Origin of the sequence: Spirosoma arboris, assembly GCF_009754945.1 — a bacterium.
GTDB lineage: Bacteria > Bacteroidota > Bacteroidia > Cytophagales > Spirosomataceae > Spirosoma > Spirosoma arboris.
Window position 1 is genome coordinate 50,732 of sequence record NZ_WPIN01000022.1, and the last position, 25,848, is coordinate 76,579.

Genomic DNA, 25,848 nt, shown 5'->3' on the forward strand with positions numbered 1-25,848 from the left:
CATGAATCAAACCCGCAGAACCTTCCTCAAAAACTCCACTGCTCTTGCCGCCAGCTCACTAGCGATTAACCTCATTGGCTATGCCCGAAATACAGATCGGGAAATTATCGGCCATGGCGATTATCGCTACCGGGTCAATAAAGAATGGGGTGTCCTCGACCCGGCTAAAACGCCCGTTTTCAATTGCCACGAAATGGTTAAGGATTCAAAAGGGCGCTTGATCATGATCAATGATGAAGTCAAGAATAACATTCTGGTGTATGATAAATCGGGGAAACTGCTCGATTCCTGGGGTACGCGTTACCCCGGCGGACATGGACTCACGTTGGCACCAGAAGGCGGTGAAGATGCTCTATTTATCACCGATTGCGGTTATTTTTTCGGGCGAGATAACAAGTGGCACGCCCAGTCAGGTGGAATTTTCAAAACTACTGTCGATGGAAGCCTCATTTTTAGCATCGGCCATCCGTCCACGATTGGCATATATAAACCCGAACAGAAGTTCATGCCGACCGAGGTAGCCGTAGCGCCAAACGGTGATTTTTATGTAGCGGATGGCTATGGTTCAGATTACATCATTCAATACAACCATCAGGGTCAGTACATCCGGCATTTCGGAGGACATGCGAATACGAATCCAGATCATAACCTCAACAACGCCCACGGTGTAGCCGTTGATCTGCGCCAGCCGAACAACCCCAAACTCATCTGTACCTCGCGGGAAGACAACGCTTTTAAATTCTTTACCCTCGATGGCAAATACCTCGAAACCGTCCAGTTGCCGGGGGCCTATGTTTGCCGTCCTGTCATCAATGGCGACAACATTTTCGCGGGAGTGTGCTGGTCGAAATCAAAGGAAACGGGCAAGCGATTTGACAACTCGGGTTTCGTGACCATCCTGGATAAGAACAATAAGGTTGTATCGAATCCGGGCGGAACACAACCGGAGTACAAAAATGGGCAGTTACAGCAACTGTTTCAGGATGGCAACACCTTCTACCACGGCCACGATGTCTGTGTTGATGAAGATCATAATCTGTACGTTTGCCAGTGGAACGCCAACCGGACGTACCCGGTGAAACTGGAGCGGGTGTAATTTTTTGTCAGCATGACAAAAAATAAAAATGTCAATTACTCTTTGGCAGAATCACATCCTTGGCCCTCTCCTGCGGGGTTACTTTTAAGTTTTCAAGCTTGCCGTTTACAACGCGACCCTCTACCGTTGTGTTGTAAGGTGCGTGTAGTTTGAACGTTGCGTTCCAATCAGCAGGCCAGGCAGGGAGCAGCCGGATGGTTTTCCCATCGGTTTGCATCAGCATTTCCTGTAGTCCAATCATGGCCGAACCGCCCCAGTTGTGGTCGGGTGTCCAGTCGAAACCGGGGCCCCAGAAGGTGGGAAATCGATGCGTTGAGTTACTGAATTTCAGTTTGGTTAAGCGGGTAGCTTCGTCCGTGAGACCCAATCGGGCGGCAAAAATACTATGCTGTCGCCAGCCAACGTGACTACGGTATTTAACGACCAGCGTATCGTAGTTCCAGGTATTTATGGCTACGTCCAGATCAGGCTTTCCGACTCCGTAAATACCCCACGGATACACCGGATATAACTGTGGCGATTCGGAGTTTTGAATTCTGGCCCAGGCTACGGCAGGTGCTAACGTTTTGTGACCTTCATACTCTTGAAACGGCAGCGGTGGAATCCGTTTCAGCATCGTAGCCCATTTTTCCCGCTGTTTCGCATCTAGATATTTATCGGACAGTTCCAACATACGACCAAGAATCACCTTTAGCGCCGAAATGACCGTAGCTGAATTGTACGTCATTTTGTAGGTTTCACAGGCCGATGTCGGGTACAGGATATAATAACCCTGTCCGTCGAAGGGCCGAATTCCCCGTTGTTTTGCCAGTTGCTGATAGTGCTCATCATAAAACGCGAGGCAACTTTCGATAAAAGGAACATAGTCTGTAATGTCGCGACCTTCGTAACGCTCAGTTTCCAGCATCATCAGGCAAAACTCAAAAACAGTATCCCACTCATATTCCAGCCAGGCATTGTATTCCATGCCGGGATCATAGCCTTCCGGACGTTTTGTCCCATATTCCATGATGTTCGGCAGGCCGAAATTTTCGATTTGTTCGGTAAAGCAGGCCCCGTTATGTTGCCAGTAAACCTGACTCCGTAACTCGGCATTTTTCTGTGTTCGCAGGTAGAAATCGAATTGGGATTTCAGCATATCGAAATCCCCGTTTTTCAGCATTGGGTGATAGACCAGTCGCTGATTCTGAGCCGTCATAGTTCCCCCGCCCCACAACCGAAAATCGGGTGAATAAGGATACTTCGTATCGACAAATTCCGGGTCGAAGGTGAACAGGCCACCGTTGAATTTTGTCGGCCATTTTCCATAGGCGTTGCAGCCTAATTGATAACGAAAGAGTTGGTAATTTTTGGAGATGGCAGCTACTGCCGTGTCTTTACTATCAAGCACTATATAGCTCCGGTTCCAGAATTGCCGCCACCAGTCCCGGCTTTTCTGAAGCGCCGTTTTCTTGGTGCGATCAGCTTCATTCATGATTCCAGCCAAGTCCGCCTTCCAATCATCAAGCGTATTTGCTTGAGCGACATTAAGCCCAATCTCAATCGTTTGCGCACGTACTGGTTTTGGCGTAGTTATCGTCCACGCTTTGAACGGAGCATGGGCATAGGTACTTGTATCCGTGCCAATTGGCCTCATGTTCTGTCCGCGCATCAGCCCCCCGAATGTGTTGTTTTTCAGCGGATCGAACAGTTTATCCTTTACGGAGTCCATGCCTTCCAGTCGTACGGTATAATCAAAAATAGTCTCGGCATCGCTACGATTGCGATGGTAAAACAGGATGCCGTTCCCATTGAAAGTAATGTCATCTTTCCGGGTTACTACGTCGAATTTCTGCGGGGCTTTGTAGGAATTTGTTCTAAATTCGGTGCTTTTCACAACGTGATCTTCGTACCGCCAGGATTCGTAAGCGACTGATATACTGACAGGTTTGGCGCTTTTGACATCAATATGTACTACAGGCCGGAACACATCAACCCACAAGTGAACTTGTGCATTACCTCCGCTTATGGTCACTCCGCCTTCGGCTAGTTTTAGCTCTTGCTTAAAATCCGTTCCACTAAACGGATTGGGCGATAGTTTCAGTCGAACCCGGCCAAGTTTCAGCATGGCGTTGTTCTCATCGAAGGTGCCACTTCTGGCTAGATAAACTAAAATATCACCCTTCTCTACCCACACATTCAACCCAATATCGCCCCCACCACAAGGCATCGACTCCGACGAGTTTTTGCTTTGGCTCGTCCAGATTACATTGGCTGTTTGGCTCGTTTCTGACTGGCCCCAGGCTTGTAAAGAACCAGCGAAAATCAGCAAAAGAATTCGGAGAATGTATTTCATGGAAAACAGAAAAGAATCGAATACAAAAATATGTTGACTTTGTCCCATTAGTAAATCCATGATAACGGCTTTCTTTTACACAAATCCGACTTTCCCTGGCCCTACTCCATTTACTCGCTCCGGCTTCCTATGTTCGATAGTGTAAAAAGTCTGCACCTGAGTCTGCTGCACATGGGATTTATCCAGTTGGATTCCCGCTGGCAATACGATAATGTTGTTAGTCCGTTCTCCAGGCTTTATTTAATTACGGCTGGAGAAGGCTGGGTTTTGCACAACGGACAGAAATTCACCCTCAAACCGGGCTATTTATATTTGATTCCCAGTTTCACGTACAGTCGCTATCACTGCGACCAGTTTCTGGAGCAATATTATATCAGCTTCTTCGATCAGTTGCAGGAAGGTTTGTCCATTTACGACCTAAAGTCAATGGCTTACGAGGTCAAAGCTGAGCCGATTGATTACGCGCTAATGGATCGCCTTTTAGCACAGAATCCAGGGCGAGCCATTACCCAATCGGACCCAAAGACCTACGACAATCGGCCAGAAGTGTTGCCATTTAACCAGCCCAAACCAAATCAGTCGATGAGTCAGTTCGTTGAAACGAGTGGCATTTTGCTCCAATTATTTTCCCGTTTTTTAGGCTCGGAGAATGATCAGGATCAGCAGCGGGCGAAAGGATTTCATCAACTGGCATCGGTCTTACAATACATCGACAGTCACCTGCATGATAAGCTAACGGTGGACCAATTGGCCCGTAACGCCCATTTGAACGCCGATTATTTCTCTCGCTTATTTCTGAGTATTGTGGGCATTCGTCCAATGGATTACATTATCAACAAGCGCCTGGAACGGGCACAACTCCTGATGATGACTTCCTCAATGGCTCTAAAAAGCGTTGCCGAATCAGTCGGCATACCAAGTATTTATTACTTTTCCAGGCTGTTTAAACGTCGGTTTGGTATTCCTCCCGGTCAGTATCGCGAAACGGCCTGGCAGATGTAGACGCCTGCACAGTGCCGTCTGATTCAACAAGGCGCTTTCTTTACTTATGACCAAATTGCGTTGAATTCGTCTAATTCCACCAAACTTTACAAAATTGAAATAGCTAGTGCTTTTTCAGTATCCAGCAAAGTCATACGTCTTTACCCTCCAATGAAGAATTTACTGCTCCTAACGGTACTCCTGCGCTTTACCTTCCCGGTTTTTGCCCAAAATCCGACTTCCTTAAAACTCTGGTACGATAAACCCGCCAACACGGTTTGGACCGATGCCCTACCCGTTGGCAATGGGCGCCTGGGCGCTATGGTGTATGGTAATGTGGCTAATGAGACAATTCAGTTGAATGAAAGTACGGTCTGGACAGGAAGCCCTAATCGCAATGATAATCCCGACTCCAGAGCATCGCTCCCTGAAATCAGGCGATTGGTCTTTGCGGGAAAACAGGGGGAAGCCCAAAAGCTGGCCGAACGCACCATGCAGTCCCAAAAGTCGAACGGGCAGATGTTTCAGCCGGTGGGCAACCTACAGTTGCATTTTCCAGGGCATGAAACTTACACGAACTATTATCGGGAACTGGATATTGAAAAAGCCATCGCCACAACTCAGTATCAGGTCGATGGCGTTACATACACCCGAAATGTCTTTGCTTCTGTCCCCGCCCAAACGGTCGTCGTTCGATTGTCGGCAAATAAGCCGGGTATGCTTTCGTTCACGGCAAGTCTGTCAACTTTGCAAAAGAACGCGACAATCATCGCCCGCAAAAATGAGTTGATTCTTCATGGGATGACGGCGGGTCATGAAGGCGTGGAAGGTCAGGTCAAATTTGATGGCATTGCCCACATCCAAACAGAAGGCGGCTCCCTCTCCACAACCGATTCGACTATTCAGGTACGAAACGCAACTTCGGTCTCCATTCTGATTTCCATCGCCACGAATTATGTAAATTATCACAACCTGAGCGCCGACGCCGTACAGCGGTCGAAGCAATATCTGGCCAAAGCCAGTAAACAACCGTATCTGCAATTGCTGAACGAGCACATACGAACCTATCAAAAGTATTTTAATCGGGTAAAAATTGACTTGGGTAGTTCAGATGCTATTCACAAACCCACCGATATTCGATTGAAAGAATTTGCGTCGGCCAATGATCCACAGTTAGTCAGCCTTTATTTTCAATACGGACGATATCTACTCATTTCAGCGTCGCAGCCCGACGTATCCCTACACGCCAATGACGGCTTTCATAATCAACCCGCGACCTTACAAGGCATCTGGAATGACCGCATGGACCCGCCCTGGGACAGTAAGTATACGATCAATATTAACACCCAGATGAACTACTGGCCTGCCGAAAAAACCAACCTGAGCGAGATGCATGATCCACTCCTGCAAATGGTGAAGGAACTGTCGGAGACCGGTCCAGAAACTGCTCGGGTGATGTACGGCGCCCGAGGCTGGATGGCACACCATAACACCGATCTATGGCGAATTACCGGGCCAGTGGATGCTATTTATTGGGGCGTGTGGAGTATGGGGGGTGCCTGGCTTTCTCAGCATTTGTGGGAACGCTATCTATACTCCGGTGACAAAAAATATCTGGCCGAAATTTACCCGATTCTGAAAGGAGCTGCGACCTTTTTCGTCGATGATTTAGTAGAAGACCCTAAACGCAACTATCTCGTTATCAACCCAGGAACATCACCCGAAAACGCACCGGATTTCCGCAAAGGGATTTCGTTTGATGCGGGCTGTACTATGGATAATCAGATTGTTTACGATATGCTGACGGTAGCGATGCGAGCCGCCCGAGCATTGAACACAGATGATCGATTTGTGGATACCTTACTCACTGTCAGGCAGCGCCTTCCACCTATGCAGGTGGGTAAGTACGGGCAATTGCAGGAGTGGATTGATGACCTGGATGATCCAAATGATAAGCATCGGCATATCTCGCACCTCTACGGTTTATTCCCCTCACAACAGATTTCGCCTTACCGTAATCCAGAATTATTCAGTGCCTCCAGAACAACACTTATTCAACGCGGTGATATTTCGACTGGCTGGAGCATGGGCTGGAAAGTGAACTGGTGGGCACGCATGCAGGACGGTAATCATGCCTACAAACTGATTCAAAATCAGCTTACTCCGGTTGGTGTCAATGAAGGGGGCGGTGGCACGTATAATAACCTGTTCGATGCTCACGCGCCCTTTCAGATCGATGGTAATTTTGGCTGTACGTCGGGCATCACCGAAATGCTCATGCAAAGTCACGACGGTGCTTTGCATCTATTACCGGCCTTACCCGATGGCTGGAAAGATGGGCATATTTCGGGTTTACGGGCGCGGGGTGGTTTCGAGATTGTTTCGCTGGAATGGAAAGATGGTAAGGTGGCGAAGGTCACTATTAAATCGAACCTCGGCGGAAACTGTCGCCTTCGGTTGCCCAATGCGCTTAGTGGCGATGGGGTACAATTCACTACGGCTCAAGGGCCAAACCCAAACCCATTCTACGCCATTGACATCGTTACCAAGCCGCTGATTTCACCCAAAGCGACAGCCATTAAACCGGTTGCTATCGCCGAAACTCAGTTGGTTGATTTTGATACCGAAGCAGGGAAAGTTTATACGCTGGTAATGCGATAGCTAGTGGGAATAAATAAGACGTTGCTAGTTTTTTGTCATCTCTGTGTTTTCGCTTGGCTTCGCCGAGTGAGGGCTATTTTTTTGACGGCCTCTGGCCGGAGTATTATAGCAAAAACGGGCCAGAGGCCCTTGAAACGATAGATCTCACTCGGCGAAGCCAAGCGAGAACGGGGGAACGGGCTGACCCAGTAAATAAAATCAAGATTAGAAATAGACAAAAGCAGCAATGGAACAAGACAAGCCTTCTTTAGGTCGCTTTATTCTCCTTTTCAGTCTCCTCCTTATATCCATCTTTGCTCAGGCACAAACCGCTGCGCCTTTTCCTAAAGGCACGAAACGTGTCCTGTTTCTGGGAAACAGCATCACCTATGCAGGTACGTATGTCACAGACATCGAATCCTATTTCGTTAGCCACTACCCTACCCAATCGTACGAATTTATCAATGTAGGTCTACCCAGCGAAACGGTGTCGGGCCTTAGTGAGCCGAATCATGCCGATGGCCGGTTTCCCCGCCCTGATCTACACGAACGGCTCGATAGAGTGCTGGCCCAAACGAAGCCAGATGTGGTTTTTGCCTGCTATGGCATGAACGACGGCATCTACCTGCCGCTTGATGAAACGCGTTTCCGACCTTACCGGGAAGGCATGAAATGGCTGCATTCCGAACTGGAGAAGACGGGTGCTAAACGGATTGTCTTCCTGACACCACCCGTTCATGACGATAAAGAGCTAGGTACAAAAGGCTACAACCTTACGCTGGATAAATACGCCGAATGGTTGCTTGCCCAACGGGATTCGCTGAAGTGGGAAGTGGCCGACATTCATTTCCCGATGACGCACTATCTGGAAGAAAAAAGAAAGACCGATCCTAGCTTTAAGTTAGCCAAAGATGGCGTTCATCCTGGCGAAGAAGGGCACTGGCTGATGGCTCAAGCTGTATTAAGCTACCTCGGCGAGAACGTAGCAAATGCTCCTGACGTACACGCTACATTGTCAGTCAATCCTAGGGGAGAAGAAATCATGAACCTGGTGAGTCAACGTCAGGCTATTATGAAAGATGCGTGGCTAAGCGCTACGGGTCATAAACGCCCCGAAATGCGTCAGGGAATTCCAATGGCCGAAGCCCGGCAACGTTACGATGAATTGGAGACCCAAATTCGGGCAGTTGTCAAGGGAGCTGCCCCGAAAACAATATCACCGAAATAGGCAAAGCGATTTGACCTAACAACCTGACGTTATACACCAGACTAATCGTACGAATTACCATGTCTTTTAAAGCGTCAAGACGCTCCTTTCTTAAATCGTCTGCATTAGCAGGCTTAGTCCCGAGTTTACCTCCAGGCTTGTTGCCAGCGCATGAACTCACAGACGATTCATCGGTCGAATCTACTAAAGACAAAGGGCTCGTTTTTCTGTTTCAGGGCGATTCGATTACCGACGGTAACCGGGGGCGAACTACTGATCCGAACCATATAATGGGGCACGGCTATGCCTTTTCGATAGCCAGCCGGATCGGCGCCGATTTCCCGGAAGATGGTTTCACGTTTTACAATCGGGGCATCAGCGGAAACAAAGTGACCGACCTTCAAAAGCGCTGGCAAGCCGATACCCTCGACCTTAAACCGGATGTACTGAGTCTGCTAATTGGTATTAATGATGCGGGCGCCGTTATTAATAAATCGGCCGAGGCAATCAGTCTGGAACAGTTCGAAAGTATTTATCGAGGGTTGCTCACCGACAGTAAACGTCAAAATCCAGATACGCTGTTTGTGCTGGGTTTACCGTTCGTCTACCCTGTTGGGAAGCGGAAAGAAAACTGGGAGCTGTGGCGTGATGATACCGCAAAACGACAAGTCATTGTGCAGAAATTAGCCACTGAGTTTAATGCGGTACTTGTCGACTACCCGGCCTTATTCGACAAGGCGATCACAAAAGCGCCCGCCGAATACTGGATTTGGGATGGAATTCACCCGACCGTTTTTGCCCATGAGTTGATGGCACGCGAGTGGATAAAGCAGGTAAGTACCCGGCTTAAATTCCTGAAAAAATATCGGCACAGCTAATGAAGAAAGCCTGTCATCATGTAGTTTTTAACCTGCAATCAGGAACCGTATCCGGGTTTAAAGCGATTGTAAGGGAATATCAGTAAAAACAATCATGGAATTAGGAATCAGTAGTTTTGGCGATGTCAGGCCTGATGGCGTAGCTGGGAAGGCGGTTAATGCGCATCAGCGAATGCAGGAACTTCTCGAAGAAATAAAATTGGCCGATGAAGTAGGGTTGGACGTCTTTGCGTTGGGCGAGCACCATCGACCCGATTTTATTATATCTGCTCCCGAAGTGATACTGGCCGCAGCGGCTACAATCACTAAAAATATACGACTTTCCAGTGCCGTTACGGTATTAAGTTCCGCCGATCCGGTAAGGACATTTCAGAATTTTGCTTCGCTGGATCTCATTTCGAACGGTCGGGCAGAAATTATGGCTGGTCGCGGATCATTCATTGAATCATTTCCTTTGTTTGGCTATGATTTAAGGGATTATGACAAACTGTTCACCGAAAAACTGGATCTGCTGGTCAATATAAATCAGCACGAAGTTGTCGACTGGGTCGGTAAACATCGGGCATCTATTCAGCATCTGGGCGTTTATCCCCGGCCTTATCAGTCGTCTATTCCAATCTGGCTAGCTGTTGGAGGCACCCCTGCATCGGCGGTTCGGGCAGGTACGATGAACTTACCGATGACCCTGGCTATTCTGGGCGGTCCGCCAGATCGATTTGTTTCATTCGTAAACTTATATCGGCAGGCAGCCCAACGAGCTGGACATGATGCAAGCCAATTGCAACTGGCCATCAATTCTCATTTTTACATGGCCGACGATTCGCAACAGGCTTCAGATGAGTTTTTCCCGACTTACGAATTATTGATGAATCGGGTTGGCAAGGAACGGGGATGGTCGCCAATTACCAGAGCACAGTTTGAGCAAAGTCGTCAATACGGACCGCTAATGGTGGGTAGTCCTCAGCAAATCATCGACAAGATTCTGTATTTTCATGAATTGTTCGGGAATACCCGTTACCTGGCTCAGATGATTAGCGGGCATGATCTACCGCATACGAAAATGCTTCACGCCATTGAATTATTCGGAACGAAAGTGGCACCTGAAGTTCGAAAAGCGCTGGCGTCTAAACCAGTAAAATAAACCTGCTTCTACATTAACTCCCAGATTACCCGCATCACTTTTGCCCGCACGCCAATTGTCTGAAAAAATTCCAGCCAATGCAGTTGCTGCGGGCCAAGGTGATCGGTGGGAGATTTTACTTCGACAAAGTCATAATCTCCCTGCTCATTCCAGATGAGTAAATCAGGAAAACCGCGCGTGTGCTCACGGACGTTTCGTGCCATTTCGAGCAAAATCAGTCGGAGCTGGTCAACGCTCAACAACTCAATCATACGCTGAACCAGTGTGAGCAACTCATCCGACCAATCGACCAGAACATTTGTAATACCATATTTGGCGTTGAACATACGGCCCGTATGCCGTCGCCAATCCTCTTTTGTGTCGAGTTCAGAAAGGCGCTTTTTTAGTAAGTCTTCGCGTTTTAAATAAAAATCGGGCAGGTAAAAATCCGATGGAGCCCGTTGCAGCGGGTGATGAATAGCCGATACATTGGCATCATAAATAATGTCCCAGAAAACCAATCCAAACAGGCCACGCCAGGGGTAGTTTTCCGTGAAAGCCGCATCGAAATCCTGCTCCAGGTAATAATTCATCACGCCCGCTTCCACGTGATGGCGGTAAGCTGCTGGTATATTGACACTTTCAGCATCCAACAAAAAACGTGTTGTGGCTTTACGCGTCCGTTTTTTCTCACTCAGCCCCAGGATTTTCTCACGAAAATCATTTGCAAAATAGCGCTCTTCGGCGTTCAATGGGTTTACGGCAATTTCGTCGCAGAGGGCAAGGGCTTCGTCTATCGCACCGTTGCGAAATAATAACCGAACACGCCGTTCACGAGCTGGTACGCGATCGGAGAGTTCATAAACCGATAAGGCCTGTTCCGGCAATTTTTGCCGTTCCAGATAAGCCCCAACCCGACAGACTAATTTCTGATAACCAGGAATGGCGATTTCGGTCAGTTCAGGGCGAGTTTCGTTCCAGTTTAAAAACCAGTTATAAATATCGTCGGCAGGGGTTTCGGCCTCTTTAAGATCGTGAAATTCCTCATTTGTCAGTGAAATCAACAGCTTATCTTCTACTTCTTTGCGGGTACGAAAACGGGCCGTAAGCTTGCTTTCATCATACCGTTCGAAGTTGACCATACCCAAGTCGCGGATCACAAACTCGGTCATATTGTTGCCTCGATTACCGAAAAACAGGTATTTAACCATCATACCCTCGGCCTCGAAATTCATCCTTATGACTGTTTCGCGTGTGGTCAGGCTCGTAACAATCTCGCCGAAATCAAGTTCGTTTAATGCATAGCGTACAACACTTTCTTTCTTCTCTTTGGCCAATGCCTTAACTTCTTCCGGCTCTAAGGGCAGTAGATCGAGCAATTCGGGTTTCGTGAAAACGCTCAATGCAGCCTCACCCATAGCGGTGTGATTGGCGGATAACCGCTCAATGAATCCGGCGCTGAGAAGTTCGCCAACAGCTGCGGGTAAGTCAGTTATTTCGGTATACTGTAGTTTGTTGATGCGAAAAAAGAGTCCTTTGCGATTGCTGAAACGGACATACAGGCACTGGGCATCGAGACTCAACTCGTCAAACCGGCGCACAAAATCCCATTCAGCATCGTTCAATAAACCACCATACAGCCGTTTGACAAAGTCCAGCACATAGCGGAAATTGTCGAGGTAATACCGAGGGGTGAGAATAATTTTCTGTCGTCCAACCATGCTTTATAGTAACAAAAAAATACCTATTTATGTCCCCAACTGACGTTCTAAATGAACTTAATAAGCAGGGTATTTTGCCACCAAAGCAGCAGACCGAAATTGCAGCTATTGAGCAGAAAAGGCCCTTTTCGCTTCATTGGGAGCTCCGGTCAATGCTGTACATGGGCATCCTTCTATTGAGCTCAGGACTAGGACTACTGGTTTATGATAACTTCGACCAGATTGGTCACGGTGCTTTGCTGGCGGCCATTGCATTGGCCTGTGTCGGGTGTTTCTACTTCGCCTGGCGGTATCGACCCGACTGGACACTGAAAGAAACCAAAAGCCGGTCAACTTTCGGCGATTACGCCCTGATTTTGGCTTGCCTGTTATTTCTAACCCTCGAAGGATATGCCCAATATGCCTACAATGTCTTCGGGAATCGCTACGGTCTGGTTACATTATTGCCTGCTTTATTATTTCTGCCACTCGCTTACCGCTTCGACCACCGGGGTATTTTAGGTATGGCCTTAACTGCGCTGATTTCATGGGTGGGCGTTACCGTGCGTCCGTTGGAACTGTATTTTAAAACCAACTTTTTTGACCAGGATACTGTCTTTTCGGCCATTATACTTGCGCTTGTCCTGATTGGTGCCGCATTGATTCTTGATCGAAGGCGAATTAAACCTCACTTCACCTATACGTACCTGACTATGGCCGGAAACCTATTGATGGTGGCACTATTGGGCGGTCTGTTCAACTTCGATGGGATGCGGTTGTGGTTTGCGCTGGGGCTGGCCGTAGCCTGTTTCGCCCTTGATCGCTATTCGAGACAGGATAGCTCATTTTTGTTCCTGCTGATGGCCGTGGTCTACGGTTACATTGGGACCACGTATCTATTTTTTCACTACATGGATTTCAGTAGCGACGATCCCTATTTCTGGTATTTCATCGTGACAGGTATTGCGTTAGTCTATTATCTAATGAACCAGTTCACCAAACGAATCCGCACCAATGAAAGCCTATAACGAACAATGGATTTATAACCGCAACATTCTGGAGCAGGCCGAGCAATGGCATCGGCAAACGCTACTCTCCGACGAGCAGATGACTGCTGTGCGAAAAGCATACCCGGTGGAGTTTCGGCAGACGAACGGCTTCCTCGAAATCGGGTTGTTTCTCTTTACAACGGTGGCTATTCTGGCTTGTTATCTGCTGCCAGCCAGTATGTTCTCGCTATTTTCAGAATCATCAACGACCTATGGTGTATTTAACATCGCATTTGGGATTGCCGTGGGGCTGGTTGGGATGCTACTAATCAATCGGCGATTACTATACCGGAACGGGATTGATAATGCGTTTGTCGTGACGATGGCTGGCTTTTTGGCCTTCGGCTTCAACCAGTTTCTGCCCGATGGCCTTTCCCTTAGCGTCCATTGTTTCCTGACGCTGCCTTTACTGGTACTTATTCTCTGGTATTACGGCGATACGCTGATTGCTTTTCTTACGCTGGCGACATTCTATACTGCTGTTTTCGATGGATTGCTCAACTATAACTGGGGCAAAGGTGCCTTGCCGTTCGTCATGATGAGCATTTCACTTATCATATATGTAGTTGTTCGTCAGGTTATCATTCAAAATCCAAAGCAGGTATATTATACCGATCCGCTGAATCTGGCGCAGTGGATTGCGCTGATTGTGTTGGTCGCCAGTAGTAATTATTTTGTAGTGCGGGAATTGAACGGAATACTGCTGAAAACCAGCCTGATCGGTTCCAGACATATAGATGCTCCTGAACTTGGGTTACCATGGCTGTTTTGGTTTCTAACATTTGGCATTCCAGCCGTTTATGTATGGCAGGGATTAACCAAGAAGAACCGGATGTTGATAATTCTGGGCGTTTTGGGATTGATTGCTGCCGTGGCAACTGCACATGAATACACGGCTCTTGTACCGCTCAATGTAGCCCTAACGATCGGTGGCTTGGTTTTGATTGGGATAGCTATTGTCGGTGTCCGCTATCTTCGTCAGCCAAAGTATGGCTTTACTGATGCACCCGACGACGATTCGCCAAACGAGTTTTTTATGAATGCGGCTACCGCTACTGTGGTTCAGGCTACAAGTTCGATCCATCATGGTCCAAAAAACGATCTTCGATTTGGCGACGGAGACTTTGGCGGGGCCGGCAGCGAAGGGAAGTATTGATGTGTATAGAAATCGTTATCTTTGTGTATAAATAAACTATCGTATGCGAACTAATATTGATATAAGTGATGAACTGCTTCAGGTGGCAATGGAGATTAGTCATATAAAAACGAAGAAAGCAGTTGTTGAGCTGGCTCTGCAGGAATATATCAATATGATGCGTCGTAAGGATTTAGCGTCATTGTTTGGCCAGGTTGAATGGGAAGGTGATTTAAACCAAATTCGGACAGACACAACCTTAAATGAATGGGATCAATAATTGTTGATACATCTGTTTGGGTAGATTGCTTTCGAGGTGTTCAAGATGCTCGGACTGGCTTGGTTGCTGAATCATTGGCAGGTAAAGATCTGATTTGTTTAACGCCAACTATTTTGCAGGAGGTTTTGCAGGGTATACGTGATGATGGCCAGTTTGAACGAGTAAAACGGAATTTATTAGCATGCAAATTCCTACATATTGCCCCCGAAGATGCCGCTATTGAAGCTGCCAAACTATATCGCTTGCTTCGTAAAAAGGGCGTTACGATACGTAAACCCAATGATTGTCTCATTGCCCATTACGCCATCTTTTATGGTATTGAGGTATTGCATAATGATATTGACTTCGATCAGATTGCCCTTCATACAGCCCTTCGAGTAACCGTTTTGTAACGACAGCGATAAACTTCGCGTTTGCGTCTGCCGAAAAACTGCTAAGTTTGGCCTCGCAAACCAACGACCATACGCAGTCGCATGAAAACCGTAGATTCCTACAACTTTGCTGGCAAGAAAGCCCTCGTTCGGGTAGACTTCAACGTACCCCTCGATAAGGCGTACAATATTACCGACGACACTCGTATTAAGGCCACCATTCCAACCGTTCTGAAAATTGTGAACGACGGTGGCTCTGCCATTTTGATGTCACACCTGGGTCGGCCAAAGGGTGGGCCTGAAGAAAAATATTCGCTTAAGCATCTGTTGCCCGCGTTGAAAGAAGCGTTTGGCCGCGAGGTAAAATTTGCGGACGATTGCATTGGACAGTCGGCTACTGATTTGGCAGCTAGCTTGCAACCGGGCGAAATCCTGCTGCTCGAAAACCTTCGTTTTTACAAGGAAGAGGAAAAAGGCGATATAGAATTCGCGAAGAAACTCGCTAGTCTGGGCGATGTCTGGGTTAATGATGCCTTTGGAACCGCTCACCGTGCTCATGCCAGTACTGCTATAATGGGTCAGTTCTTTACGGATCGTGTGGCGGGTTATGTAATGGAAGCCGAGCTAGAGAATGCTAAAAAGGTGTTAGGCAATGCCGAACGTCCGTTCACGGCCATCATGGGCGGAGCTAAAATCTCCGACAAGATCCTGATTATCGAGAAACTACTCGACAATGTGGACAACCTGATCATTGGTGGTGGTATGACGTATACCTTCACGAAGGCACAGGGTGGACAGATTGGAAATTCGTTACTCGAGGCTGACAAACAAGAGCTAGCACTCGAATTGTTGAAAAAGGCGGAAGAGAAAGGCGTGAAAATCTACATGCCGCTCGATAATCTGTGTGCTGACTCATTCTCGAATGATGCCAACCGGCAGATTGTTCCGACGGGTCAGATTCCGGATGGCTGGCAGGGTCTGGACATTGGCCCCGAGACCATTAAACTATTTAGTGAGGTCGTTGCCAACTCTAAAACGGTCCTTTGGAATGGTCCAATGGGTGTATTTGAATTTGAAAATTTTGCCAAAGGCACCAATGCCATTGCCGAAGCCGTCGTGAAAGCAACCGAAGAAAACGGCGCTTTCTCGCTCATCGGCGGAGGTGATTCAGCGGCAGCTGTTAACCAGGCTGGTTACGGCGACCGTGTCAGCTACGTTTCAACCGGTGGTGGTGCGTTGTTGGAATACATGGAAGGCAAAGTACTGCCAGGTGTAGCAGCTCTGGAGTAGTTAGTAATAAAAATAGATACGGCCAAACATACGCCATATCTTCAGATATATGGCGTATGTTTGGCCGTTTTGCCTTACAACCCACTTAGTCCCGCTCTCGCTTTATTGTCTACGCTGTTTTTATACTCGTGGTGCTTGAAACTGAGGGCTTTCTGAAAAAACGATCGGGCATGCGTCCGGTCGTTTTTTTGTTGGTAAATATAGCCCAGTTGTAAGGCTGCCGTTGCTCCAAATGACAACTGATCGGGCTCACTGAGGGCGAGAGCACGGTTGAGGTAAGGAATGGCCGAGTCGGGCTCATTCCGACGTTGGTAGATGCGTCCCAGGCGGTAATTGTATTCTGCTTTTTCAGGTGTTAGGGAAAAGTTCGCATCACTATATGGGCGAAGGTAAGCCAGGGCACTATCCGTAAATCCACCATCCGAAGCTAGTCGTGCCCGCATCAGAATTTTCTGGTTAGGCGAGGCACCCTTTTTAAAATAGGCTTCAGCGAATTTCTGAGCAGCCTTGTCTGACTCGACCGTTGTCCGACCAACTGCTAATACCTTTTGCAAAAGAGGTGCGGCCTGCACGTCGATTTGATTAGGAGCTAACCACTGACAGAGAAACAACTTGTAATACGAATCCTTTAGGAAATTCTGACCTTTATAGGTGGCTAAAAATTGCCTGAAATGAGTCGTTGCAGTTGCATAGTCGCCTTTTTGAAGGTAAATATCGCCCAGGATATTTTCGATAACCGGCAGGGATTGATAGGCTGAACTCATGGGTCGTTTCGTCAGATAGGCAAGTGCTTGTTCGCTATGTCCATTTTTCTGTTCGATAGTGGCCCCGAAAAAATGCAGCAGTAGATTATCCGCATGCTCGCTAACTAACTGTTGAAGAGCTTGTTCATCAGAATCACCAAATTTCAGTACGTAAGCGCGCACCATCAAGTCGATCAGCCGGGCTTCGAGCTGGAAGGTCGGGTCCTGTTGCGCCCGTTGGAGTTCCTGTTGTCCCTGTTTGATATTACCATGAAGGCCCAGCAAATTGGCTACCCAACTATAATTGTCGGGTACCGAGCCAATCATAACATGTAGAGTACCAAGTGATTTGTAGGTCGGCAGGAAATTCGGAAACAGCTTCTGGTTTTCACTAAGTAGCTTGTAGGCCCGAATAACATCCCAACTTGCGCTAAGTTCTTTGCCAAATTTGAGTTTACTGAAAGCCCAGTGCAAACGTACTTCAGCCAGGAAGACCCGTTGCCAGGGCGAATTGTTGTCTAATTTTTTTAGCGCATCCAGCCGGTCGTCTTCACGGTCGCTCAGAGTAGCAAAGGCTCGGTCATCGTCGGAGGTGACGAGAAGGAGCATATCGGCATAATCATCCAGAAAGATGCGAACTCCATTTTGTCCGATTTCCGTTGTCAGTGCCTGTTTAGCTGACTGAACTTTTAATTTTTGCAAATCGGCATAGGCGCGTTGTAAACCGGGAGTCCACACAAAGTCCTGAGCGTGGGCAGCGCTAATTGTCAACAGGAAAAGGAATAAATAGCGCATTGTACCGGCTGGTTCAAGCCATAAAAACTGTAGGAAAGCAAAAAAGGTCGCCAATGGACGACCTTTTTCATTCAATGACTTAGTGAAACTACCGTCCACGGCCCGTTGGAGCAGGCTCGGGAACACCTTCGACATCCGCGAAAATCCGTCCGCAGTGTTCGCAAACGATGATTTTCTTTTTGTCTTTAATATCAGCCTGACGCTGGGGTGGTACCACATTGAAGCAGCCACCACAAGCTCCGCGTTTCACCATAACAACGGCCAGACCGTTGAGAGCGTTACCACGAATTTTGTTGTAAGAATTCAACAAACGTGGCTCAATGGTAGTCGCCTGATGATCGCGTTGCTTGATGATTTCTTTCTCTTCTTCCTGGCTTTCCGACGTGATCTGATCGAGTTCCTGCTTTTTAGCTTTCAGGTCTTCTTTCCGCTCGTTAAGAGCCGCCTGGGTCGTTTTGATTTCTTCTTCTTTGCCCCGAACGCGGAATTGAGCTTCGTTCGCCCGTTTTTCAACCAGTTCGATTTCAAGCGATTGTAGTTCAATTTCCTTAGAAATAGCGTCGAATTCGCGGTTGTTCCGAACGTTCATCTGCTGATCCTTATATTTAGTGATCAGCTTTTCGGCATCTTTTTTAGCAACGCGATTGCGCTCAATTTCTTCTTCTAATGTCTTGATTTCGCTTTGAAACTTACCAATCCGGGTTTCGAAGCCAGCGATGTCATCTTCCAGATCGCGTACCTCTTCAGGCAATCCACCGCGAATTTTGATTAGTTCATCTAGTTGAGAATCAAGAGATTGTAGTTTCAGGAGAGCATCTAATTTTTGCGCAATCGTCAGTTCCATTCGGAGATTTGTGTTTTAATGTATAATGAATAATGTTTAATGTATAATGAGATCTATGCTAACTGTCTGAAAATTAATAAATTCAGGGTTTTACATTATTCACTATACACTATTCATTAAAAGTATCGAACCGGATTTGTGTCGGTTTCAGATAAAATTACCGCAAAAGTAGTAAATTTTTTTGCCAAATGCCCGAAAATCAATTCTTTCGTAAATACCTCGCTTTCATAGTGCCCAATATCGCAGATACAAATACGACCGTCGGCGTCGAAAAACTCGTGGTATTTGTAATCGGCAGTAACAAACACGTCGGCTCCAGCCCGAAGTGCATCGGGTAATAGGAAACTTCCTACACCCCCACACACGGCTATGCGTTTGATCGGATGGTTAGGCAAAGGGGTGTATCGGATCAGGTTCAACGCCATATGCTGTTTCAGGTACGAAAGCCACTGTGCGCTTTCCAGCGGTTCAGTCAGTTCACCTACCGCCCCCGAACCAACTGTCTGATTGGCATTATTAAGTGGATAGAGATCGTACGCTGGAACCTCATACGAATGGGCACTCTTCATGGCGGCCACGATAGAGTTTTCCAGGTACGTTGGCAGAAGCACTTCCAACCGTTGTTCATTGACCGTTTCATCCTGATCAATTACCCCAACCGTTGGGTTGGCTCCGGGTAATGGTTTAAACGTCCCTTCGCCATTTACGCGAAATGAACAGTGCTCATATGTATCAATGCGCCCCCCTCCTGCTTCATAGATAGCAGTCAATACGGCACTTAAATTGGAATCGGGTACGAACACGACCAGTTTGCTCAATACCTGCGATTTAGGGGCTAATACCCGCACATTTTGGAGCTTGAGTTTTTCCGCAATCTTGAAATTGACGCCACCAGTTACATTGTCTAAGTTAGTGTGCGCGGCATAGATGGCAATGTCATGTTTTATGGCTTTGATTACTGTTCGCTCAACGTAGGTTTTACCATTCAGCTTTTTTAAGCCTTTGAACACAATCGGATGGTGTGCCACAATAAGATTACATCCTTTGGCAATAGCCTCATCCACAACGGTTTCGGTTGTATCGAGCGTCACTAAAACTCCCGTAATTTCGACCGAAGGGTCCCCCACGATTAAACCTGAATTGTCGTACGATTCCTGGTAGGCAAGTGGAGCGAGCGATTCGAGATACGAAGTCAGTTGACGAATTTGAGGCATATGGGCAATACAGGCTAACTTGGATAAGTGGCAATAAAGTTTGCAAAAGTAACGACGTTTATTGGAAGGCCTCAGTACAACGGTTGAACTTTAGCGTCAATTCGCGCTGCTGCGTCGAATTGCACGATCAGTCTAATTTGTCAGTTTTATTTTCCGCTTTTTTAAACAGCATACAGCAAAGTAAGACTTTCGCTCAGCGCCGTGCCACGGTTCTAGTAAGCGCCATAACTAACCGTGGCACGGCGCTGAGCGAAAGTCCTGAAAAATATAACTTTTGGTGGTGGATTTTCTTAAATGAATCGCTGCAACAAAATTGAAATTTTATAGAACAAAATCGAAAGTAGGGCGAAAAAACTAGTAGGCAACTAGTTGATTGCTAACAGCCTAGATACCTGATCATAAATGAAAGAGTTTGAACGACTTTCAAAGCTTCTGTGAGTTGGGTATGACCTAAGTTTGACTAGAAATTCATAAGCCTGTCGACTGTGTCGAATCGGCTATGAGTAAACAACAGCCTATCTTTTTTTTGTTTAGTAAAATCGCTTGCAATTTACCTGATGGCTGAACGCATAGCATCGGCCTCGGAAAATTAAGAAAACTGTATTACGCTTTCTAAACCACCTTCTAATGACACAAACAATAACCTGTTTCGGCGAAATTCTTTGGGATGTACTGCCAACGAGCAAACAACCCGGTGGAGCGCCCATGAATGTAGCTGCCGACCTACGTAACTTCGGTCTGAACGCCCAGCTCATTAGCCGGGTTGGTAGCGACGATTTAGGAAAAGAACTTCTGGCCTTTTTAGCCGAAAAACAACTTCCACTCGATCTGGTTCAGGTTGGTCAAACTCATCTGACAGGTATAGCCAAAGCCAACCTTTCAGATACCAACGAAGTGACTTATAAGATTGTCCAGCCTGTAGCCTGGGATTATATTTTCCTGGAACCCCTGCTACTCGAAGCTGTTCGACAAAGTACACTGTTCGTTTATGGAAGTCTGGCTGCACGTAGTCCACAATCGTATGAAACGCTGCTCGCCCTGCTGGAAGTGGCACCCCGGAAAGTATTTGATGTGAACCTCCGCGCCCCGCACTACGAGCGAGAAACAGTCGAAAAACTCCTGCATCTGGCCGACATCGCCAAATTAAACGAGCATGAACTGGTCGAGTTATCAGATTGGTATAGCGATGAAATTGATCTAAAACAAGCCATGCTACACCTGCGGGAACGCTATCAACTGGAAACTCTTTGCGTAACCCTTGGCGAAAAAGGGGCTGCTTTGCTGGATAAAAATGGCTTTACACAGCAGTCAGGCTTTCCAGTAGAGGTGGAAGATACCATCGGTAGTGGTGATGCGTTTCTGGCTGCCTTTCTCTATAAGACACTGCAGGGAGACACCCCACAAAATATCCTCGAATTCGCCTGCGCGACAGGGGCTTATGTGGCGACGCAACAAGGCGCTACTCCTACATTTACTGAAGAGACGATTAAGAATAAAATTCTACGAACCGAAGTACTCTAACCGCTGCATGAGTTAGCGACAAAAGATCTTTCACATCAGGTCATTTTACTTGGTCGTTTACTGACTGTACCTACTACTAATCATGCGAAAAATACACCTAACTAGTCTCTTATTAGCAGTTTTGAGCCAGCTTTCATTTGGGCAAGGGAATCAAGTGGGTACAAAATCGGAACGTTACCGGCCTCAGTACCACTTTACACCCAAAGCCCATTGGATGAATGATCCGAATGGGATGGTCTATTACAAAGGGACGTATCATCTATTTTATCAGTATTACCCTGGAGGAACGGTATGGGGGCCTATGCATTGGGGCCATACCACCAGCAAAGACATGGTGCATTGGCAGGAAAAACCCATTGCTTTATATCCAGACAGTCTGGGCTATATTTTTTCGGGAAGTGCCGTAGTTGATGTGCATAATACCAGCGGTTTCGGGAAAAATGGACAAGTGCCTTTAGTTGCCATTTTTACGCATCACAACCCTAAACTAGAGAAGCTGAAATCAGACAAAATTCAGTACCAGAGTCTGGCATACAGCCTCGACGACGGAAAGACATGGACCAAATATGCCGGGAACCCAGTATTGCCTAATCCCGGAATCAGCGACTTTCGCGACCCTAAAGTGCGGTGGTATGAGGCTCAGAAAAAGTGGATTATGACCCTGGCAACCAAAGATCACATTACGTTTTACTCTTCACCGAATTTGAAATCCTGGTCGAAGGAAAGTGAATTTGGTCGTGATGCAGGGGCACACGGGGGCGTTTGGGAATGCCCGGATTTGATTCCATTGAATCACAACGGCAAAACAGTGTGGGTGCTCATTGCGAACATCAATCCTGGTGGACCTAACGGAGGTTCGGCAGCTCAGTATTTCGTGGGTGATTTTGACGGCAAAAACTTCAGGGCCTATTCTAAAAAAACCAAGTGGATGGACTATGGGGCAGACAATTATGCAGGCGTTACCTTTTCCAATACCGGCAATCGAACCATTCTTATGGGTTGGATGAGCAACTGGCAATATGCTACCGTAGTACCCACCGTAGCCTGGCGTAGTGCAACTACAGTACCCCGCGAACTCGGATTGAAAGAAGTAGGCAAAGAACTACTCCTGACTTCCAAACCAATAAAAGAACTGAATACCCTGAATGAGCAGAGCTTTTCACTGAAAAATCTGGCGGTGAAAGACTCTTATGATTTGACGGCCAAAACCAAAAATAACACAGGGTTATTCAAACTGGAGCTGTCTACCCAAAACACCGACGATTTCTCCATTGTACTGGCTAACGAACAGGGAAATGAGGTACTAATTGGTTATGACAAAAGTGCAAACCAGTACTACATAGATCGTAGTCATTCGGGCAAAGTTGATTTTGAGAAAGGCTTCGGAAAACGGCATACGGCCCCACGTTTTCCTAGTGACAAAACAATTTCGCTCACGCTTATGGTCGATGTAGCGTCGGTAGAGTTGTTTGCCGATAGCGGCCTTACCATTATGACCGACATCTTCTTCCCCGAAAAGCCGCTCAACAAGCTGTTTATTAAGTCGACTACGGGTATATCCATTCCGAATCTGACCTATACCAGGTTAGCGTCTTCGGTTTTGTAGCCTACCCAAGCTACTCAAAAACGTGTCGCAATTAGACCTTAAATTGACGTATTTACACCCGTTGTTTTAATCTGATAGGGGATAAATTTGCTGCTCTACTAAACAACAAGACTATGTTTGAGCACACAAAAGCGTTTAGCGGATTTTCAGTCGACAATCTGCAAAAAGCAAAAGACTTTTATCAGCAAACCCTGGGATTGAAGGTAACGGAGGAACCGATGGGTTTACTCCTCTTACACATCAGCGGTGGAAACACCATTCTAATTTATCCGAAACCCGATCATACCCCGGCCACATTTACCATACTTAATTTCCCCGTGGCTGATGTAGAAAAAACGGTGGACGAACTGACAAAACTGGGTGTCCAGTTTGAGCATTACGAAGGCGACATTAAGACGGACGAAAAAGGAATTGTTCGTGGGTATGGCCACACTGTCGCTTGGTTCAAAGACCCGGCTGGTAATATTTTATCTGTATTAGAGGAAGAATAGTTCTAGTGAGTTGCTTTGAGCAGAAATACCTGACTCTATTTTTCAGGTCTTCCAGCGCTTACACGGCAAAAACGTGTCTGAAGAGCCCAATCATTTGTAAAAAAGTAGCCACAAATTGCGGAAGCCCCACTACTGCCACAAGTCAGCCTGGGTAAGAAGCTACATTTAGTGTTTACTTACCAACACAAGAATCTATATGTAACTGAATGAAATTAATATAGATCATTACCAAATCATTTCTATATAACACACTTGCTGGAACCGTAATTGGCTAGCAAAAAAATGACTCAATCACCTTTTAAGGGCGTTTGAGTCATTTTTTTGTTTAACTTTTGACCTGTATAGATAGTTATAGGTTAAACAAAATTGAAAAATGGATATTCAACCGCCCGAAGATGATTCCGGTTCGTTCGATGGCATAAATTCTAGGCAGATAGTAATAGATTGGACAGAAGCAGTTACCGATTTATATAAAAACTACCGTGAACTGTCTACTTATATTTATCAATCTTCAAACCAAAACTCGCAATGCAATGATGATAATAATACCTATATCGGGCAGTGCCCTGTGAGTCAATTAATAGCACTAGTTACCACCATGCAGGTTGAATTAGAAAAACTGCTTCGAGACGTCAGCAAGGAAGATAATTCCAGGAGATCAGCTTCTCTAAGGCATTATAAAAAGCTGATAGATCATACGTTACGTTTAGATCATTTAAACCAGCAGGCGCAATCAAGGCTTCATTTACTTTCGCTATCTACTTCTTAGTCCGCCTTCTCAAATGCAGAAAAGCAGCCAATCGGGCTTTTAGCGACTTTGGCTGCAATATAGTATGCACTAAATGGGGTTTTACGATTCATCAACCCGTCTTTCACTTAGTTAAAATCGGCTAGACTTTCCTTTCGTATATGTCTACCGTTAGTCGTTTTTCTTTATTGTTTTTTCGAGTCTTTTTACGGCTAGCTGAACGGATTTATCGGATTGGTAATTCATCCCAACTTGCCGAATATAGTTTATCATTAATTGATCGAATGAATCGTTACGTACTGATGAAGTGCCTTTCTTCTCTAACTCGTTCATTGAGGTATAGGATTCGCTGGAATTAGTACCGTAAATGTACTATAATCTATTGAAAAATAGAAGATTATAGGCTTTTTCCCTTTCGTAAGTACACTAGGTGTTACTATAGTTAACCAAACACTGATCTTCAAGCAGTTGGAGTAGTCCTAATTCTTCACAGAACCTGGTCAGTCCTCTATAAATCGTTGATCTCTTTTTTGGCCTTCCAGCTACCTTTCGTTTGTGAATCTACTTTGGGATCTCCCGAACAAACCCGGCACAGATACACAATTTCTAAAGACCAGCCTCTATCTACATTGCCAAGTGCAAGGCGGATTTGGGTTCTGGGAGTTAGCCAGTTTACGGTTCGGAGTTCGCCCACCTGGACTATTTTCCCTGGACCATATTTTTCTGCTAGCAATCCTTCCAGCTCAGTTGATGCTGCAGTCACATCCGACTGGGTGATAGAGGGTGTAGTATAATAATAGTAAGTAGCTGATAGGAGCGAATCACCGTTAAAGTCATACTCAAGACCCCCTGTTCGATTTACTAGTGGTACGCGCGAATAGACGATTTTATCTTTCCTGGTCGAGGTCGGTTTTAGCGATTCCGCTTCTTTAACGAGCTTGGGCGAGAAACCCCAACGCACCTGGCGTACATCGGCTGTTTGCTGTGCCCTAAGTTGCCCAGCCATAGTTAACTGCACCAATAGCGCGTAAAACAGGTGTTGATAAGTAATCTGCATATTGACTTGTTAGTAGCCTTACGTTGTTAAAATTCTACCCGAACAGCTTTCTTGGCTTAATACATAGGCCAAGAAAGCATCACTCAGGCCACTTTTCTAAACCAGCCGCAATGCGCAAGGCCCTCTGTACATCTTCCCAATAAAATCCACTGTCGTAACTCGTTGACAAGCGATCGCAGGCTGCCAGAAAATCATTAGCTGCATCTATATTTCCCTGCTCGGATGATGATTGACCTTGTTCCGGCGGCAATTGATCCGATAATCCTTCCATAGCTACTAGTAAGGCATAAGTTTGTCAAATAGAGCTCCTATCCAGATAATCCAGAGTGATAGTTTAGTTCCCTTCTTTATAAACTCAGAAAGTCGTATAAATGATTTCGATTTTCAACTACCCTACCAGTAAGCTGTCTTCTGAAACTGAGTATCATAATCGGCAATCATTCCTGAGTAGACGAAACAATTGTAGGTAATCTAGTCGAAACCTTCGTTGTTGGCCTGATTGTTGCCTTAATCCTATTGATTGCTACCGAAACTCGAAGGCAAGATATTATGGGTTAGGTAAAAACGCTGATTCTGATGGAGTCGGCGTTTTTTGTTACCTATAGGAACATTTTGGAGTCAAAAGGGTACGTTTTCGAACGCTAACCCATAAGACCGCCATTCGTATAAAAAAGCAGCCCCGTCGTAATTGTCGGGGCTGCGCTATAATAACTAATTGATAGTAAGATTGTTAAACTAGCCACTGAT

General features: G+C 46.4%; 23 protein-coding genes. 15 read left to right on the plus strand and 8 right to left on the minus strand.

Annotation, left to right across the window (positions count from 1 at the left end; all coding sequences use genetic code 11):
- Window position 1: 1 nt before the first annotated feature.
- Window positions 2-1,096 (plus strand): NHL repeat-containing protein, encoded by a 1,095-nt coding sequence (locus tag GO755_RS35205; RefSeq protein ID WP_157590137.1) that lies wholly within the window; start codon window positions 2-4, stop codon window positions 1,094-1,096.
- Between the two features lie 31 nt (window positions 1,097-1,127).
- Here GO755_RS35205 and GO755_RS35210 read toward each other — a convergent pair whose 3' ends face one another.
- On the minus strand, window positions 1,128-3,431 hold the full coding sequence (locus GO755_RS35210) for a DUF5703 domain-containing protein (RefSeq protein ID WP_157590138.1): 2,304 nt from the start codon (window positions 3,429-3,431) through the stop codon (window positions 1,128-1,130).
- Between the two features lie 129 nt (window positions 3,432-3,560).
- On the opposite strand from GO755_RS35210, the gene GO755_RS35215 reads away from it, so the two are divergent.
- From GO755_RS35215 to GO755_RS35235, 5 genes are all read left to right on the plus strand, one after another.
- The gene (locus GO755_RS35215; protein WP_157590139.1) at window positions 3,561-4,433 is read left to right on the plus strand and encodes an AraC family transcriptional regulator; all 873 of its coding nucleotides are present in this window, start codon (window positions 3,561-3,563) and stop codon (window positions 4,431-4,433) included.
- 150 nt (window positions 4,434-4,583) lie between these two features.
- Entirely contained in the window at window positions 4,584-7,073 is a 2,490-nt protein-coding gene (locus GO755_RS35220; RefSeq protein WP_157590140.1) for a glycoside hydrolase family 95 protein, read from the plus strand.
- 226 nt (window positions 7,074-7,299) lie between these two features.
- Complete coding sequence (locus GO755_RS35225) at window positions 7,300-8,280, plus strand: SGNH/GDSL hydrolase family protein (protein WP_157590141.1); 981 nt, start codon at window positions 7,300-7,302, stop codon at window positions 8,278-8,280.
- A 59-nt stretch (window positions 8,281-8,339) separates the two neighbouring features.
- Window positions 8,340-9,137: an SGNH/GDSL hydrolase family protein gene (locus GO755_RS35230; RefSeq protein WP_157590142.1), complete on the plus strand. Its 798-nt coding sequence runs from the start codon at window positions 8,340-8,342 to the stop codon at window positions 9,135-9,137.
- Window positions 9,138-9,231: 94 nt separating this feature from the next.
- Window positions 9,232-10,278 carry an LLM class flavin-dependent oxidoreductase gene (locus GO755_RS35235; RefSeq protein ID WP_157590143.1) on the plus strand — a complete coding sequence of 349 codons (1,047 nt, stop codon included), beginning with the start codon at window positions 9,232-9,234 and terminating at the stop codon, window positions 10,276-10,278.
- Between the two features lie 8 nt (window positions 10,279-10,286).
- Here the strand turns inward: GO755_RS35235 and GO755_RS35240 are convergent, their stop codons facing one another.
- Entirely contained in the window at window positions 10,287-11,978 is a 1,692-nt protein-coding gene (locus tag GO755_RS35240) for a VRR-NUC domain-containing protein (RefSeq protein ID WP_157590144.1), read from the minus strand.
- A gap of 29 nt (window positions 11,979-12,007) precedes the next feature.
- Between GO755_RS35240 and GO755_RS35245 the strand changes: the two genes are divergently transcribed.
- From GO755_RS35245 to GO755_RS35265, 5 genes are all read left to right on the plus strand, one after another.
- Window positions 12,008-12,985, plus strand: a complete 978-nt coding sequence (locus tag GO755_RS35245; RefSeq protein ID WP_157590145.1) for a DUF2157 domain-containing protein — start codon at window positions 12,008-12,010, stop codon at window positions 12,983-12,985.
- Window positions 12,972-14,162, plus strand: a complete 1,191-nt coding sequence (locus GO755_RS35250) for a hypothetical protein (protein ID WP_157590146.1) — start codon at window positions 12,972-12,974, stop codon at window positions 14,160-14,162. The genes GO755_RS35245 and GO755_RS35250 overlap by 14 nt, the downstream gene beginning before the upstream one ends.
- Before the next feature lie 43 nt (window positions 14,163-14,205).
- Window positions 14,206-14,421, plus strand: a complete 216-nt coding sequence (locus GO755_RS35255; protein ID WP_157590147.1) for a type II toxin-antitoxin system VapB family antitoxin — start codon at window positions 14,206-14,208, stop codon at window positions 14,419-14,421.
- Window positions 14,409-14,813 carry a type II toxin-antitoxin system VapC family toxin gene (gene vapC / locus GO755_RS35260; protein ID WP_157590148.1) on the plus strand — a complete coding sequence of 135 codons (405 nt, stop codon included), beginning with the start codon at window positions 14,409-14,411 and terminating at the stop codon, window positions 14,811-14,813. The genes GO755_RS35255 and vapC overlap by 13 nt, the downstream gene beginning before the upstream one ends.
- Before the next feature lie 81 nt (window positions 14,814-14,894).
- The gene (locus tag GO755_RS35265; protein WP_157590149.1) at window positions 14,895-16,082 is read left to right on the plus strand and encodes a phosphoglycerate kinase; all 1,188 of its coding nucleotides are present in this window, start codon (window positions 14,895-14,897) and stop codon (window positions 16,080-16,082) included.
- A 74-nt stretch (window positions 16,083-16,156) separates the two neighbouring features.
- On the opposite strand, the gene GO755_RS35270 is transcribed toward GO755_RS35265, so the two are convergent.
- The 3 genes from GO755_RS35270 to GO755_RS35280 all read right to left on the minus strand — a co-directional run bounded on the left by GO755_RS35270 (window position 16,157) and on the right by GO755_RS35280 (window position 19,678).
- Entirely contained in the window at window positions 16,157-17,620 is a 1,464-nt protein-coding gene (locus tag GO755_RS35270) for a tetratricopeptide repeat protein (RefSeq protein ID WP_157590150.1), read from the minus strand.
- Between the two features lie 88 nt (window positions 17,621-17,708).
- Window positions 17,709-18,464, minus strand: coding sequence for a zinc ribbon domain-containing protein (locus GO755_RS35275; RefSeq protein WP_111349440.1), 756 nt, complete (start codon window positions 18,462-18,464; stop codon window positions 17,709-17,711).
- Between the two features lie 116 nt (window positions 18,465-18,580).
- A complete protein-coding gene (locus GO755_RS35280) occupies window positions 18,581-19,678 on the minus strand; it encodes a Nif3-like dinuclear metal center hexameric protein (RefSeq protein WP_157590151.1) in 1,098 nt (365 codons plus the stop codon).
- A gap of 627 nt (window positions 19,679-20,305) precedes the next feature.
- On the opposite strand from GO755_RS35280, the gene GO755_RS35285 reads away from it, so the two are divergent.
- From GO755_RS35285 to GO755_RS35300, 4 genes are all read left to right on the plus strand, one after another.
- Window positions 20,306-21,199, plus strand: coding sequence for a carbohydrate kinase family protein (locus tag GO755_RS35285; RefSeq protein WP_157590152.1), 894 nt, complete (start codon window positions 20,306-20,308; stop codon window positions 21,197-21,199).
- A gap of 82 nt (window positions 21,200-21,281) precedes the next feature.
- Window positions 21,282-22,805: a glycoside hydrolase family 32 protein gene (locus tag GO755_RS35290; RefSeq protein ID WP_157590153.1), complete on the plus strand. Its 1,524-nt coding sequence runs from the start codon at window positions 21,282-21,284 to the stop codon at window positions 22,803-22,805.
- Between the two features lie 113 nt (window positions 22,806-22,918).
- The gene (locus GO755_RS35295; protein WP_157590154.1) at window positions 22,919-23,296 is read left to right on the plus strand and encodes a VOC family protein; all 378 of its coding nucleotides are present in this window, start codon (window positions 22,919-22,921) and stop codon (window positions 23,294-23,296) included.
- A 373-nt stretch (window positions 23,297-23,669) separates the two neighbouring features.
- Window positions 23,670-24,065 (plus strand): hypothetical protein, encoded by a 396-nt coding sequence (locus tag GO755_RS35300; RefSeq protein WP_157590155.1) that lies wholly within the window; start codon window positions 23,670-23,672, stop codon window positions 24,063-24,065.
- Window positions 24,066-24,215: 150 nt separating this feature from the next.
- On the opposite strand, the gene GO755_RS35305 is transcribed toward GO755_RS35300, so the two are convergent.
- From GO755_RS35305 to GO755_RS35315, 3 genes are all read right to left on the minus strand, one after another.
- On the minus strand, window positions 24,216-24,377 hold the full coding sequence (locus tag GO755_RS35305; RefSeq protein WP_157590156.1) for a hypothetical protein: 162 nt from the start codon (window positions 24,375-24,377) through the stop codon (window positions 24,216-24,218).
- A 175-nt stretch (window positions 24,378-24,552) separates the two neighbouring features.
- Complete coding sequence (locus tag GO755_RS35310) at window positions 24,553-25,101, minus strand: hypothetical protein (protein WP_157590157.1); 549 nt, start codon at window positions 25,099-25,101, stop codon at window positions 24,553-24,555.
- A gap of 79 nt (window positions 25,102-25,180) precedes the next feature.
- Window positions 25,181-25,372 carry a hypothetical protein gene (locus GO755_RS35315; protein WP_157590158.1) on the minus strand — a complete coding sequence of 64 codons (192 nt, stop codon included), beginning with the start codon at window positions 25,370-25,372 and terminating at the stop codon, window positions 25,181-25,183.
- Window positions 25,373-25,848: the final 476 nt, after the last annotated feature.